Here is a 14,787-nt window from a genome sequence, read left to right as displayed (position 1 = left end):
TTCGCGCGTCGGAAGGCATGCATGCGTAACGTCCGCCCCGCCACCGTGATGCCGCGCCTGCGCCTGACGGTCGTGCTGGTCGCGCTGGCGCTGTGTGCGTTCACACTGGTCGCGCGTGCGTTCCAGATGCAGGTGATGAAGCGCGAGTTCTACCAGGACCAGGGCGATGCCCGCTTCCTGCGCGACATCGAAGTGCCGGCGTCGCGCGGGACCATCACCGACCGCAATGGCGAGCCGTTGGCGATCTCGACACCGATGGTTTCGCTGTGGCTGCATCCGGAGACCCTGCTCGAGAGTCCGCCCCGCGTGGCACAACTGGCGCAGGCGATGCAGCTCGACGCCAATGTGCTCGGTGCGCGCATCCACGAACGTCGTTCGCGCGAGTTCATGTATCTGGCGCGGCACCTGCCGCCGGACCAGGCCGAGCGCGTGCTGGCACTGAAGATCCCGGGCGTGCATGGCCAGCGCGAATACCGCCGCTTCTATCCGGGCGGAGAAGTGTTCGCCCACGTGCTCGGCGTCACCGATATCGACGACGCTGGCCAGGAGGGTCTGGAGCTGACCTACAACGCCCAGCTCGTCGGTACGCCCGGCGTGAAGCGCGTGATCAAGAACCGTCGCGGCGAGATCGTCGAAAACGTCGAGGAAGTGCGTGCCGCCGAGCCCGGCCACACGCTGACACTGACGCTCGATCGGCGCATCCAGTACCTCGCCTATCGCGAACTGAAGGCAGCGATGTTCGAGCACTCGGCGTCGAGTGGCTCGATGGTGATCCTCGACATCCCGAGCGGCGACGTTCTGGCGATGGTGAATTACCCGTCGTTCAATCCGAATGCGCGCAGCAATGGCGACATCGCCGCACGTCGCAATCGCGCGGTCACCGACCTGTTCGAGCCGGGCTCGGTGATCAAGGCGCTGACCGTGTCGGCCGGTCTCGAAAGCGGCAAGTTCACCAAGGACACGGTGATCGATACCAATCCCGGCACGTTGCTGGTGCGCAACCACATCGTGCGCGACGTCCACAACTACGGGCTGTGCGACCTGACGCGCCTGCTGACCAAGTCGAGCAATGTCGCTGCGACCAAGATCGCGCTCGAACTCGACAACGCGCATCTGTACGACATGTATCACCGCTTCGGCTTTGGCGAACTGACCGGCAGCGGCTTCCCCGGCGAAGCCCCCGGCGTGCTGCCCGAGCCGAATGGCTGGGGTCAGGTCGAGAAGGCGACACTGAGTTACGGCTACGGCCTCTCGGTGAATGCCCTGCAGCTGGCGCAGGCTTATGCCGCGCTCGCCGACGGTGGCCGCCTGCGTCCGCCGCGTTTCGTCCACGAAGCCGTCCATGCCGACGCGCGCAGCCTGCTCGACCCCGGCATCGCCCATGACGTGCTACTGATGCTCGAAACCGTGACCGGCCCGGGTGGCAGCGGCACGAAAGCGGCGGTGCCGAACTACCGCGTCGCCGGCAAGACCGGTACCGCGCGCCGCGCGGTCGCCGGAGGCTATGAAGGTCGCTACGTCAGTGTGTTCGCGGGTGTGGTGCCGGTCTCGCAGCCTCGCCTCGCGGCGGTCGTGGTGGTGAATGATCCGCGCGGCGGTGCTTACTACGGCGGTCTCGTCGCGGCACCGGTATTCGGTGCGGTGATGGACGATGCGATGCGACTGCTGAACGTGCCGCCGGACAATCTGCAGCCGCAGCTGCTGGCCGGCGACGTACCGACGCCCGCGCAGTTCGCCGAAGGGGTGATGCCATGAGCATGCGCCTCGCCGACCTGTTGCGCGGCGTGATCGCGATCGACGCGCGGCTGGATCGCGACATCGCCGAACTCTCGCTGGACTCGAAATCGATCGTGTCGGGCGCGGCTTTCGTCGCGTTGCGTGGCACGCAGCGCCATGGCATCGAGTTCGCGGCCGAAGCCGTTGCGCGCGGCGCCGCCATCGTGCTGGCCGAAGCGCCGCTACCGGACATCGCGCAGCTCGATGTGCCGGTCGTCGTGATCGATGACCTGCGCGGCCGCCTCGGCAACATCGCACACCGTTTCTACGGCCGCGCCAGCGAAAGCGTGCGCCTGATCGGCGTGACTGGCACCAATGGCAAGACCTCCAGCGTGCAGATGATCGCGCAGGCCTTGACCGACGCCGGCGAGCGCAGCGGCAGCATCGGCACGCTCGGCATCGGCCTGGTCGGTCAACTTGAAGCCGGCGAGCGCACCACGCCGGACGTGATCGCCGTGCATCGCGCGATCGCGCGCATGCGCGCGCAGGGCGCGGCCAGCATCGCCATGGAAGTCACCTCGCACGCGCTGGCGCAAGGGCGTGTGGATGCGCTCGATTTCGAAATCGCGGTCTTCACCAACCTGAGCCGCGATCATCTCGATTTTCACGGCAGCATGGAGGCCTATGGCGCGACCAAGGCGCAGCTGTTCGCTCGGCCGTCGCTGCGCACGGCGGTGATCAATGTCGATGATGAATTCGGTTCACGACTGGCGGATCGGCTGCGGAGCGGCATTCGCCTGATTCGCACGGGCGTGCAGCGCCAGGATGTCGAGATCCATGCCAGCGACGTGCAGACCGATGCTGCCGGTCTGTGCTTCACGCTCTGGATCGAAGCCGAGCGGCATGCCGTATCGACGCGCCTGATCGGTCGCTTCAATGTCTCGAACCTGCTCGGCGTGGCGGGCGTGCTGCACGCCCGCGGTTGGCAGGGCGCACGCATCGCCGCAGCATTGGCTGCGCTTGATCCGGTGCCAGGCCGCATGAGCCGATTGGGCGGCGACGGCCAGCAGCCGCTGGTCATCATCGACTACGCGCACACGCCTGACGCACTCGACAAGGCCTTGTCGACCTTGCGCGACCATGCTGCAGCGCGCTTGATCGTGGTGTTCGGCTGCGGCGGCGAGCGCGATGCCGGCAAGCGTCCGCAGATGGCCGCAATGGCCGAACGGAAAGCCGATGTCGTGATCATCACCGATGACAATCCGCGTGGCGAGAATGGCGACCTGATCATCGCCGACATTCGCGCCGGACTTGCGCGGCCCGACGCCGTGCAGGTCGAACGCGACCGCGCCCGCGCGATCGCCCGCGCGATCGGCATGGCGGCCGCCAACGATGTCGTGCTGATTGCCGGCAAGGGTCACGAGCCCTACCAGGAGGTCGATGGCGTCAAGCGTCCGTTCGACGACTTCCAGATTGCCGCCGCGCTGCTGAAGGAGGCTGCATGATCCGGATGTCGCTCGCCGAACTCGCGTCCCTGATCGGCGCCCGCCTGCACGGTGGCGATCGCGTGTTCGCGGGCGTCGTCGCCGATTCGCGCAAGCTCGAGTCTGGCCAGCTCTTCATCGCATTGCGCGGCGAACGCGTCGATGGCCATGACTTCGTTGCCGAGGTCGCGGCGCGGGGTGCCGCCGCGGCCGTCGTCGAGCGCGTGATTGATGCCGCCCTGCCGCAACTCGTGGTCGCGAACGTCGAGCAGGCGCTGGCCGCGATCGCGCGTGTCTGGCGCGCCCGGTGTCGCGCGACGGTGATCGCCATCACCGGCTCGAATGGCAAGACCACCCTGAAGACGCTGACCCATTCGATCCTGGCGCGTGCCGGTCGTTGCCACGTCAATCCCGGCAACCTGAACAACGAGATCGGTCTGCCGCTGTCCCTGTGCGCACTCGCCACCGATGCCGATTTCGCTGTCTGCGAGATGGGTGCGGGCAAGCCGGGCGACATCGCCTATCTCATGGGAATCGCCGCACCGCAGATCGGCATCGTGAACAACGTCGGCGCGGCGCATCTCGAGCGCCTGGGCAGCACGCGCGGCGTCGCCGAGACCAAGGGCGCGGTCTATGCCGGGCTGCCTTCCGACGGCATCGCCGTGATCAATGCCGACGACGACTTCGCGAGCTATTTCCGTGGACTGGCAGGCAAGCGTGCCATCGTCACCTTCGCGCTGGATCGTGCGGCCGATGTGCGCGGCCAGATCCTGGCCAGCGACACGGCCTCGCAACGTCTGGTCATCGACACCCGGGCCGGCAGCATCTCGCTCACGCTGTCCTTGACGGGTCGGCACAATGCGCTGAATGCGCTGGCCGCGACTGCGCTGGCGCTGGCCGCCGGGGCAACGCTGGATCAGGTCCGGCTCGGACTCGAAACCGCGCACGCGGTCAGCGGGCGCCTCGTGCGCAAGCCGCTCGTGATGGGCGCCACCTTGATCGACGACAGCTACAACGCCAATCCGGCGTCGATGCGCGCCGCCATCGATACCCTGCAACTGCAGCCGTCGCCGCGCTGGCTCGTCGTCGGTGACATGAAGGAACTCGGGTCTGAAGGCCCCACGCTGCATCACGGCATCGGCGCGTATGCGCGCGAGCGCGGCATCGAACGGCTGTACGCCGTGGGCGAGCTGTCCCGCGACGCCTGTGCGGGTTTCGGCGCGGCCGCGCGTCATTTCGACAGCCAGCAGCACCTGATCGACGCCTTGCGCGCCGAGCTGGGTGCAGGTGTGACGCTCTTGATCAAGGGTTCGCGCTCGTCGGCGATGGATCGCGTGGCGAACGCCATGCTCGCGAACGGCACGCCCTCCGGCAACGACACGGGAGGCAGCCATGCTGCTTGAGTTGTTCCAGTTGCTGAAGCCCTATATCAGCGGCTTCAATCTGTTCGGCTACCTCACCTTGCGCGCCATCCTCGCCGCGATCACGGCCCTGGTCGTGTCGCTGCTGATCGGTCCGCCGATGATCCGCAAGCTGGCCGCGTACAAGGTCGGTCAGACCATCCGCAACGACGGTCCGCAGTCGCATTTCTCGAAGGCCGGCACGCCGACGATGGGCGGTACCCTGATCCTGTTCGCCGTCGCGGCGGCCACGCTGCTGTGGGCCGACCTGCGCAATCGCTACATCTGGATCCTGCTGTTCGTCCTGTTGAGCTTCGGCCTGATCGGCTTCATCGACGACTACAAGAAGCTGGTTCTGAAAGACAGCCGCGGCTTGATCGCACGATACAAGTACGCCCTGCAATCGATCTTCGGGCTGGTCGCTGCACTGTGGCTTTACTGGAGCGCCGATGTGCCGGCCGCGACCACGCTGTACCTGCCGATACTCAAGAGCTTCGCTTGGCCGATGGGCATCGGCTTCGTCGTCGTCGCCTATTTCTGGATCGTCGGCTTCTCGAACGCGGTGAACCTGACCGACGGCCTGGATGGTCTGGCGATCATGCCGACGGTGCTCGTCTCGGCGGGTCTCGGCGTGTTCGCCTACGTCGCCGGTCACAGCGTGTTCGCGACCTACCTCGGCATCCCGTCGATTCCGGGTGCCGGCGAGATCGCGATCTTCTGCGCCGCGCTCGGCGGCGCCGGGCTCGGCTTCCTGTGGTTCAACACCTATCCGGCCCAGGTCTTCATGGGTGATGTCGGTGCGCTGTCGGTCGGCGCGGCGCTCGGTGCGGTTGCCATCATCACCCGACAGGAACTGGTGCTCGTGCTGATGGGCGGCATCTTCGTGATCGAGACCCTGTCGGTGATGATCCAGGTCGCCTCGTTCAAGCTCACCGGAAAGCGCGTGTTCCGGATGGCGCCGATCCATCACCACTTCGAGCTCAAGGGCTGGCCCGAGCCGCGCGTGATCGTGCGCTTCTGGATCATTTCGGTCGTGCTGGTGCTGCTCGGTCTCGCGACCTTGAAGGTGCGCTGAGCATGAGCTTCCTCACCACGCCCCTGCAGGCCCTGCGCCGCGACGAGATCCCGGGTCGATACGACCGCTGGCTCTTCGCCGCGGCCTTGGCGCTGGCGCTGTTCGGCGTGGTCATGGTCGCGTCGAGTTCGATCGCGATCGCCGAGAGCGAAGGCGGTTCGCCCTACCACTATCTGATCAAGCACCTGATCTTTCTCGCGATGGGTGCCGTGCTCGGCATCGGCTTCGCGTTGCTGCCGCTCGCGTGGATGGAGCGGCATGCGCGCCTGTTCCTGCTGCTCGCATTGCTGTTGCTGGTCGCCGTATTCCTGCCCGGCGTTGGCGTGCGCGTGAACGGTGCCAAGCGCTGGTTGCGCCTCGGCATCTCGAACTTCCAGGCGGTAGAGGCCGTGAAGTTGTTCGTGATCATCTGGCTGGCAAGTTACCTGGTGCGCTTCCGCGGCGAAGTGCAGCACGCCTTCAAGGGCACGATGAAGCCGCTGCTGGTGGCCGGCGCAGTGGTGCTGCTGCTGCTGAAGCAGCCGGACTTCGGTTCGGCCTCGCTGATTCTCGCGATCGTGCTCGGCATGATCTGGCTCGGCGGCGCGCGCGCGCGCGACCTGTTCGGCCTTGCCGCCGCGACCATGCCGGTGATGGCCTGGGCCGCGCTCAGCGAGTCCTATCGCGTGAAGCGCCTCACCTCGTTTCTGGATCCATGGAAGGATCCGTTCAACGACGGCTTCCAGTTGACCCAGGCGCTGATCGCGATCGGTCGCGGCGAATGGTTTGGCGTCGGCCTCGGTGGTTCGATCCAGAAGCTGTTCTATCTCCCGGAGGCGCATACCGACTTCATCCTCGCGGTCATCGCCGAGGAACTCGGCCTGTTCGGCGTGTGCCTCGTGGTCGGCTTGTTCGCCTTGTTGTGCGGGCGCCTGTTCGTGCTCGGCCGCCGCGCCGAGGAACGCGGGCTCGGCTTCGCCGCGTATGTGGCCTACGGCATCGCGGTGTGGCTGTCGGTACAGGCGACGGTATCGATTGGCGTGAACCTCGGCTTGTTGCCGACGAAGGGCTTGACCCTGCCGCTGATCTCTTCGGGCGGATCAAGCTTGCTGATGACTTGCGCTGCCATTGGTGTCGCGCTGCGCATCAGCTACGAGTTGACGCGTCACGATGCAGTCAGCGCCGTCACGCCGGATCCGGGGGTGCGCGATGACCGCTGAGCGCCCCGTGCTGGTCATGGCCGGAGGAACCGGCGGACATATCTTCCCGGGGCTCGCCGTCGCGCGTGCGCTGCAAGCGCAGTCGGTGCCGGTGGTCTGGCTGGGTTCGGCGCATGGACTTGAAAACCAGCTTGTACCCAAGGCCGGGATTACGCTCGACACATTGCGCATCAGCGCGCTGCGCGGCAAGGGCGCGCTGGCGCTGGTCGCGGCACCATGGCGGCTGGCGCGTGCGGTGATCGACGCCATCGGCGTGCTGCGTCGCCACCAGCCGCGCGCAGTCATCAGTTTCGGCGGCTTTGCGGCGGGTCCGGGTGGGCTGGCGGCGTGGCTGACACGCCGACCGCTGCTGGTGCACGAACAGAATCGTCTGCCGGGCTTGACCAACAAGGTGCTGGCCAAGCTCGCAAGGCGCGTGCTGTGCGGCTTCGCGAATGCGTTGCCGAATGGCATCTGGGTCGGCAATCCGGTACGTGCCGAGATCTCGGCGCTGCCACCGCCGCACGCGCGCTTCGCGGGTCGAGTCGGATTGCGCGTGCTGGTGCTGGGCGGTTCTCAAGGTGCGCGTGCCTTGAATCGTGTGCTGCCTCAGGCGTTTTCGCAGTTGCGCGATCTCGGCTTGACGCTGCGCCATCAGTGCGGCGCGCGCATGCTCGACGACGCGCGTGCGGCGTACGCCGAGGCGCAGGTCGATGCGCGGGTCGAACCGTTCATCGATGACATGGCTGCCGCGTACGGCGAGGCCGACCTGGTGATCGCGCGTGCCGGTGCGCTGACGCTGGCCGAACTCTGTGCGGCTGGCGTCGGATCGATCCTGGTGCCGTTCCCGCATGCGGTCGACGATCACCAGACCGCGAATGCGCGCGTGCTGGTCGAGGCCGGTGCAGCGCAGTGCATTCCCGAAACGCAACTCGATACGACCGATCTTGCGACCCGCATCCGCGCGCTCGCGCAGGACGCTGCGCGGCGTCTGGCGATGGCCGAAGCCGCGCGCTCGCTCGCCAAGCCCGATGCCGATCGCGTCGTTGCGCAACATTGCCTGGAGGTGTCGCCATGACCCTGCGTCGCATCGGCACGCGTCCGGACCTGATGCAGGTGTATCGGCGCGTGCACTTCGTCGGCATCGGCGGCACCGGCATGTGCGGCATCGCCGAAGTGCTGCACAACCTCGGCTTCGAAGTCAGCGGTTCCGATCTCGGCGACAACGCGACGACGCGCCGTCTCGCAGCGATGGGCATTCGCGTCGAGCGCGGTCATGCCACTGAACATCTCGGCGATGCCGATGCGATGGTCGTTTCGGGTGCGATCAAGCCCGACAACCCGGAACTGCTGGCCGCGAAGGCGCGCCGCATTCCGGTGGTGCCGCGTGCGGAAATGCTCGGCGAGCTGATGCGCTTCCGGCAAGGCATCGCTGTCGCCGGCACGCACGGCAAGACCACGACCACCAGCCTGCTCGCGAGCGTGCTCGCCGAAGGCGGGCTCGACCCGACGTTCGTGATCGGCGGCATGCTCAATTCCGCCGGCACCAATGCGCGCCTCGGCAGCGGCAAATATCTGGTGGCCGAAGCGGATGAGTCCGATGGCTCGTTCCTGTTGCTGAGCCCGATGCTCGCCGTCATTACCAACATCGATGCCGACCACCTCGAAAACTATGGCGGCGATTTCAATCGGGTGAAGAAGGCGTTTGCGGATTTCCTGCATCGTCTGCCGTTCTACGGCCTCGCGGTGTTGTGCCTGGACGATCCGGAAGTCGCGGCCCTCGCGGCCGAGACGCCGCGCAACGTGATGACCTATGGCGAACACCCGGAGGCCGATGTCCGCGCGACCAACATCCGCGCCGGATCGGGCCGCATGCGATTCGACCTGTGGCTGCCCGAGCGCGCCGCGCCGGTGGCGGTCGAGCTGGCGTTGTCAGGGCGCCATAACGTGTTGAACGCACTCGCAGCGGCAGCGATCGGCTGGGAACTCGGCGTCGACGACGACGCGATCGTGCGCGCACTCGCCCGTTTCCGCGGCGTTGGTCGGCGATTCCATCTGCATGGCGAACTCGACATCGCGGACGGCAAGGCCTTGGTCGTCGACGACTACGGCCACCATCCGCGTGAACTCGCCGCGATCATCGAGGCTGCGCGCGGCGGTTGGCCGGATCGTCGCCTGGTCATGGCCTTCCAGCCGCATCGCTACACGCGCACGCGCGACCTGCTCGACGAGTTTGCTGAAGTGCTGTCGACTGTCGACGTACTGGTGTTGACCGAGGTCTATCCGGCCGGAGAAGCGCCGATCGCTGGTGCCGACGGCAAGGCGCTGGCGCGCGCCGTGCGCGCCCGTGGCCGCATCGACCCAGTGCTGGTGAAGAACGCGCGCGAACTGCCAGGCGCACTCGCGCCGCTGCTGCGGGATCGCGATTTCGTGCTGATGGCGGGCGCCGGGGACATCGGCGTGGTCGCACAGGAAGTCGGCACCCGTGGACATCTGAAGGAAGGCAAGGCATGAAGATCGGCGACCCCCGCGCATTCGGACGTGTGGCTGTGGTGATGGGCGGGAACTCCGCCGAGCGCGAGGTCTCGTTGCGTTCCGGCAGCGGCGTATTGAATGCGCTGCGTTCGAGGGGCATCGATGCTCATCCGGTGGACGGTATTCCGGCCTTGCTGGACGCGCTGCGTGCAGGCCATTTCGCGCGCGTGTTCAACATCCTGCATGGTCGCGGCGGCGAAGATGGTGTGTTGCAGGGCGCGCTCGAAGCATTGGGCGTGCCTTACACCGGGTCCGGCGTGCTCGGGTCCGCGCTCGGCATGGACAAGATCCGCACCAAGCAGGTGTGGCAGACATTGGGCTTGCCGACCGCGAAGTACGCGGTCATCGATGCGCTGCACCCGCGCTCGGCGCCGGCCATCGTCGACGAACTGGGTCTGCCGCTGATCGTCAAGCCCTCGCACGAAGGTTCGACCGTCGGTATCGCGCGTGCATTCTCGCTGGCGGAGCTCGAAGCCGGAATCGAGTCGGCGCGCCAGCACGATGGCGATCTACTGATCGAGCAGTTCATCGAAGGCGACGAGTTCACGGTGTCGATTCTCGATCGTCAGGTGTTGCCGTCGATTCGCATCGTTCCGGCCAAGGGCTTCTATGACTACGCCGCGAAATACGTCACCGGCGACACGCAATACATTTGTCCTGGCGCCGAGGGCGAGTCGGAAGCGGAGATGCAGCGCCTCGCGTTGATCGCCTTCGACGCGATCGGTTGCTCGGGTTGGGGACGCATCGATTTCATGCGTGACCGCGATGGTCGCCTGTTCCTGCTCGAAGTGAATACCGCGCCGGGCATGACCGAGCGTTCGCTGGTGCCGAAGGCCGCAGCGCAGGTCGGCATCGACTACCCGACGCTGTGCTGGCGCATTCTCGAATCGTCGTTCGCGGAGGGCCGCGCGTGAATCCACGCCTCGCCCGCATCGCTGCCTGGATGATCGCGCTCGCGCTGGTCGCGACGCCGATCATCGCGGCGCTGAATGGCTGGTTGGCCGACGAGCGCTGGCCGATCCGGCGCCTGGTCGTGCAGGGACGTTTTGTACAGGTCGACGAGGCCAGCGTGCGTGCAGTCGTGGCGCCGCAGGTGCGTGCCGGCTTCTTCGCGGTCGAGCTCGATGCGGTCAAGACGGCGGTCGAGGCCCTGCCCTGGGTCGAGAGTGCGGAGGTGCGCAAGCACTGGCCGGATCGCATCGACGTGCGCGTCGAGGAACGTGTCCCGATCGCCTTTTGGGGCGACGATCGCCTGCTCAGCCAGCGTGGCGACGTGTTCGCGGCCGAGCTCGCCCGGGTGTCGCCAGACCTGCCGCACCTCGATGGTCCCGATGCGCGCGCGGCCGAGGTCTGGGCACAGCATCGACACGCGCGCGAACGTCTGGCCGACATCGGCATCGAGATCCGTGCGACGCGCATGAATCAGCGTGGTGCGTGGATGGTCCTGGCGGCCGATGGCGCCGAGTTCGTGCTCGGTCGCGAACAGACCGACGCCCGCCTCGAACGCTTCATTCTGGCGATGCGCCGCCTTCCAGCCGCCGAACACAGCCGTATCGCGCGCGCCGATTTGCGCTTCGCGAACGGCTTCGCCGTGGTCTGGCGCGCGGTCGAAACTGCACCTGCATCCACCGCACCCGCCACGCCGGAAACCGAATCGAGGAGCCTGCATGAACCGCAAGTCTGACAAGGCGCTGCTCGTCGGCCTCGATATCGGCACCGCCAAAGTCTCGGCGATCGTCGGCGAGTACGCACCGGGCGAAGGTGTCGAAGTCATCGGCATCGGCACGGCTGCGTCCAAAGGCCTGAAGCGCGGCGTCGTCGTCGATATCGAGTCGACCGTTCAGGCGATACAGCGCGCGATCGAGGAGGCCGAGCTGATGGCCGGCTGTGAAATCCGCTCGGTGTTCGCATCGATCGCCGGCAGCCACATTCGTTCGCTCAACTCGCAGGGCGTGGTCGCGATCCGCAACCAGGAAGTGATGGACGACGACGTCGAACGCGTACTCGATGCCGCGCGCGCGGTCGCGATTCCCGCCGACCAGCGCATCCTGCACGTGCAGGCGCAGGAATATGTGCTCGACGAGCAGGAAGGCATCCGGCATCCGGTCGGCATGATCGGCGTGCGCCTCGAAGCCCGCGTGCACGTGATCACCGGCGCGCAGTCGGCGTCCCAGAACATCGCCAAGTGCGTGTCGCGGGCGGGCTTGAAGGTCGATGACCTGATTCCGTCGCAGCTCGCGTCGGCGCAGTCGGTCCTGACCCAGGATGAACGCGATCTCGGTGTCTGCCTGGTCGACATCGGCGCCGGCACCACGGATATCGCGGTGTACACGCAGGGTGCGATGCGCCACACCGCGTCGCTCGGCATCGCCGGCGACCAGGTGACGAATGACATCGCCTTCGCGTTCCGCACGCCGACGCCATTCGCCGAAGAGATCAAGGTCAAGTATGCGTGTGCGCTGGCCCAGCTGGCGCGGCCCGAAGAGACCATCGAAGTCGCGATGGTCGGCGACCGCGCCCCGCGCCGACTGCAGCGCCAGCTGCTCGCCGATGTCGTGCAGAAGCGCTACGAGGAGATCTTCGAGATGGTGCAGGCGGAACTGCGCCGCTCCGGCCTCGAAGAGCTGGTTGCGGCCGGCATCGTCCTGACCGGCGGCGGCTCAAAGATGGAAGGCATCGTTGAACTGGCCGAGGAGCTGTTCCACATGCCGGTGCGCATCGGCGTGCCGCAGTACGTCACCGGCCTCGGCGACGTGATCAACAACCCGGTGCATGCCACTGGCGTCGGCCTGCTGCTCGCGGGCAGCAAGCACCCGTCGCTGCGCACCCATTCGAATCCCGCGGGTGAAGCTGTGGGCTCGCTCTGGGGACGCTTGCGCAAATGGGTGACGGGCGAATTTTGAGATACGACACCGGCGCGCGCGACGCGGCGGTGCAGGGATTCCGCGAACAGCGGAAACGGAGCCGGACGGCGATCCGGTCACAACTAGAGAAGCAGCACTGGAGGTAGGGAAATGTTTGAATTCGTCGAAACACCAGCACCAAACGCGGTCATCAAGGTCATCGGGGTGGGCGGCGGCGGCGGAAACGCCGTTGCGCACATGGTCAATGCCGGCGTCGAGGGCGTGGAATTCATCTGCGCCAACACCGACGCGCAAGCGCTCCGCAATTGTCCGGCCAAGACCACGATCCAGCTCGGCGGCAACGTCACCAAGGGGCTCGGCGCAGGTGCGAATCCGGAAGTCGGCAAGCAGGCCGCCATGGAAGATCGCGAACGCATGCGCGAGATCCTGACCGGCGCCGACATGGTCTTCATCACTTGCGGCATGGGTGGCGGCACCGGCACCGGTGCGGCGCCCGTGGTCGCACAATTGGCGAAGGAGATGGGCATCCTGACCGTCGCGGTCGTGACCAAGCCCTTCCCGTTCGAAGGCCGCAAGCGTCAGCAGATCGCACTGGCCGGCATCGACGCCCTGTCCCAGTACGTCGATTCGCTGATCACCATTCCGAACGAAAAGCTGCTCTCGGTGCTGGGTCGCGAGACTTCGTTGCTGAGCGCGTTCAAGTCGGCCAACGACGTGCTGCTCGGCGCGGTGCAGGGCATCGCCGACCTGATCACCCGTCCGGGCCTGATCAACGTCGACTTCGCCGACGTGCGCACGGTGATGTCCGAGATGGGCATGGCGATGATGGGCACCGGCGTGGCCCGCGGCGACGATCGCGCCACGGCGGCAGCCGAGTTCGCGGTCAACAACAAGTTGCTGGAGGACATCAATCTGTCCGGCGCCTGCGGCATCCTGGTCAATGTCACCGCCGGCATGGACCTGACCATGCACGAGTTCGACGAGATCGGTCGCACGATCTCCGAGTTCGCGGCCGAGGACGCGACCGTGGTCATGGGCACTGTGCTCGATCCGGAAATGCGCGACGAGATCCGCGTGACCGTGGTCGCCACCGGCCTGAACCGCGTGCAGCCGGCACGCATGACGGCGCCGGTCGCTCCGGTCGTGACCCAGCCTCGCGTGTCCCTGGTCGGACGCCAGCGCCCGGTCGAGTCCGACTATCCGCAGCCGGCGCGCATGGTGGCGGGCATGGGCGGGCGCGCCTCTGCGGCTGCTGCAGTGGCGACCGCGGCCGTGGCCGGCAGCGAACCTGCCCGTGCACCCGTGGACGACTACCTCGACATCCCGGCCTTCCTGCGTCGCCAGGCCGACTGATCCCGCGACGGCGGCGCGTCCGCCGCAACGGGAAACCTGCCTCCGCCCCGGGCTGTCGCCGCAGCCCGGGGCTCAGACTCCCGTCCGCGGCGGACGATTGTTGTAAAAACACAACAAACTCGTGTCTTTTCGCTGGCGGCCCGGTTCCAAGGGCCGAAATCGTCATGCTAAGGTTGCCGAAATATGTCGTCCCTCGGACGAGGCTTTCTTTCGCATGATCAAGCAACGCACCCTCAAGAACGTCATCCGCGCGACCGGCGTCGGTATCCATACCGGACAAAAGGTCTATCTGACCCTGCGTCCGGCGGCGCCTGATGCCGGTATCGTGTTTCGCCGCGTCGATCTCGCCGAACCGGTCGAGATCAAGGCCTGTGCGGAAAACGTCGGTGCAACGGCGATGTCGACGACCCTGCTCAAGGATGGGGTGCGCATCTCGACGGTCGAGCATTTGCTGTCGGCGATGGCCGGCCTCGGCATCGACAATGCCTACGTCGATGTGAGTGCTTCCGAAGTGCCGATCATGGATGGCAGCGCCGGTCCCTTCGTATTCCTGCTGCAATCCGCAGGCATCGAAGAGCAGAACGTCGCCAAGCGCTTCATCCGGATCAAGAAGTCCGTCACCGTGCGCGACGGCGACAAGTGGGCCAGGTTCGATCCTTTCGATGGCTTCAAGGTTGGCTTCACGATCGACTTCGACCACCCGATCTTCACCCGCAAGACGTCCTCGGCCGAGATCGACTTCTCGACCACGTCGTTCGTGAAGGAAGTCAGCCGCGCCCGCACCTTCGGTTTCATGCGCGACATCGAGATGCTGCGCGAGCGCAACCTCGTGCTCGGCGGCAGCATGGACAACGCCGTGGTGCTGGACGATTACCGTGTACTGAACGAGGACGGCCTGCGTTACGAGGACGAGTTCGTGAAGCACAAGATCCTCGACGCGATCGGTGATCTGTATCTGCTCGGGCACAGCTTGATCGGTGCCTTCTACGGCTACAAATCCGGTCACCAATTGAACAACCTGCTGCTGCGCACGCTGGTGGCGGACAGCAAGGCCTGGGAAGAAATCACGTTCACCGATTCGGCGGACGCCCCGATTTCCTACGCCCATCCGGCGCAGGCGATCTGATTTCGAATTCGAGACTTGAATCAATGCCGCCTTGTGCGGCACGCCGGAAGATCGGC

The 14,787-nt window shown here is 66.3% G+C and carries 12 protein-coding genes; all 12 read left to right on the top strand.

All coding sequences use genetic code 11. From position 1 onward, the window contains the following. Positions 1-21 precede the first annotated feature (21 nt). The 12 genes from IPP28_16645 (at position 22) to IPP28_16590 (ending at position 14,731) form a co-directional block, all read left to right on the top strand. Positions 22-1,755 carry a penicillin-binding protein 2 gene (locus IPP28_16645; protein MBL0042627.1) on the top strand — a complete coding sequence of 578 codons (1,734 nt, stop codon included), beginning with the start codon at positions 22-24 and terminating at the stop codon, positions 1,753-1,755. Then, positions 1,752-3,221, top strand: a complete 1,470-nt coding sequence (locus IPP28_16640) for a UDP-N-acetylmuramoyl-L-alanyl-D-glutamate--2,6-diaminopimelate ligase (protein MBL0042626.1) — start codon at positions 1,752-1,754, stop codon at positions 3,219-3,221. The genes IPP28_16645 and IPP28_16640 overlap by 4 nt, the downstream gene beginning before the upstream one ends. Continuing rightward, the gene (locus IPP28_16635) at positions 3,218-4,603 is read left to right on the top strand and encodes a UDP-N-acetylmuramoyl-tripeptide--D-alanyl-D-alanine ligase (protein MBL0042625.1); all 1,386 of its coding nucleotides are present in this window, start codon (positions 3,218-3,220) and stop codon (positions 4,601-4,603) included. Before IPP28_16640 ends, IPP28_16635 begins: the two co-directional genes overlap by 4 nt. Then, positions 4,593-5,675, top strand: coding sequence for a phospho-N-acetylmuramoyl-pentapeptide-transferase (locus tag IPP28_16630; GenBank protein MBL0042624.1), 1,083 nt, complete (start codon positions 4,593-4,595; stop codon positions 5,673-5,675). Before IPP28_16635 ends, IPP28_16630 begins: the two co-directional genes overlap by 11 nt. A gap of 2 nt (positions 5,676-5,677) precedes the next feature. Next, positions 5,678-6,874, top strand: a complete 1,197-nt coding sequence (gene ftsW, locus IPP28_16625; GenBank protein MBL0042623.1) for a putative lipid II flippase FtsW — start codon at positions 5,678-5,680, stop codon at positions 6,872-6,874. Continuing rightward, complete coding sequence (gene murG, locus IPP28_16620; protein MBL0042622.1) at positions 6,864-7,931, top strand: undecaprenyldiphospho-muramoylpentapeptide beta-N-acetylglucosaminyltransferase; 1,068 nt, start codon at positions 6,864-6,866, stop codon at positions 7,929-7,931. Before ftsW ends, murG begins: the two co-directional genes overlap by 11 nt. Next, positions 7,928-9,367 carry a UDP-N-acetylmuramate--L-alanine ligase gene (locus IPP28_16615; GenBank protein MBL0042621.1) on the top strand — a complete coding sequence of 480 codons (1,440 nt, stop codon included), beginning with the start codon at positions 7,928-7,930 and terminating at the stop codon, positions 9,365-9,367. Before murG ends, IPP28_16615 begins: the two co-directional genes overlap by 4 nt. Next, positions 9,364-10,302, top strand: a complete 939-nt coding sequence (locus IPP28_16610; GenBank protein ID MBL0042620.1) for a D-alanine--D-alanine ligase — start codon at positions 9,364-9,366, stop codon at positions 10,300-10,302. The genes IPP28_16615 and IPP28_16610 overlap by 4 nt, the downstream gene beginning before the upstream one ends. Next, on the top strand, positions 10,299-11,072 hold the full coding sequence (locus tag IPP28_16605; GenBank protein MBL0042619.1) for an FtsQ-type POTRA domain-containing protein: 774 nt from the start codon (positions 10,299-10,301) through the stop codon (positions 11,070-11,072). Before IPP28_16610 ends, IPP28_16605 begins: the two co-directional genes overlap by 4 nt. After that, on the top strand, positions 11,056-12,291 hold the full coding sequence (ftsA, locus tag IPP28_16600; GenBank protein MBL0042618.1) for a cell division protein FtsA: 1,236 nt from the start codon (positions 11,056-11,058) through the stop codon (positions 12,289-12,291). The genes IPP28_16605 and ftsA overlap by 17 nt, the downstream gene beginning before the upstream one ends. Before the next feature lie 111 nt (positions 12,292-12,402). Continuing rightward, complete coding sequence (gene ftsZ / locus IPP28_16595) at positions 12,403-13,605, top strand: cell division protein FtsZ (protein ID MBL0042617.1); 1,203 nt, start codon at positions 12,403-12,405, stop codon at positions 13,603-13,605. A gap of 214 nt (positions 13,606-13,819) precedes the next feature. Continuing rightward, complete coding sequence (locus IPP28_16590) at positions 13,820-14,731, top strand: UDP-3-O-acyl-N-acetylglucosamine deacetylase (GenBank protein ID MBL0042616.1); 912 nt, start codon at positions 13,820-13,822, stop codon at positions 14,729-14,731. Positions 14,732-14,787 lie beyond the last annotated feature (56 nt).

The organism is Lysobacterales bacterium, from assembly GCA_016721845.1.
Classification (GTDB): domain Bacteria; phylum Pseudomonadota; class Gammaproteobacteria; order Xanthomonadales; family Ahniellaceae; genus JADKHK01.
The sequence above is the reverse complement of the archived record's forward strand: the minus strand, read 5'-3'. Positions and strand labels throughout refer to the sequence as shown.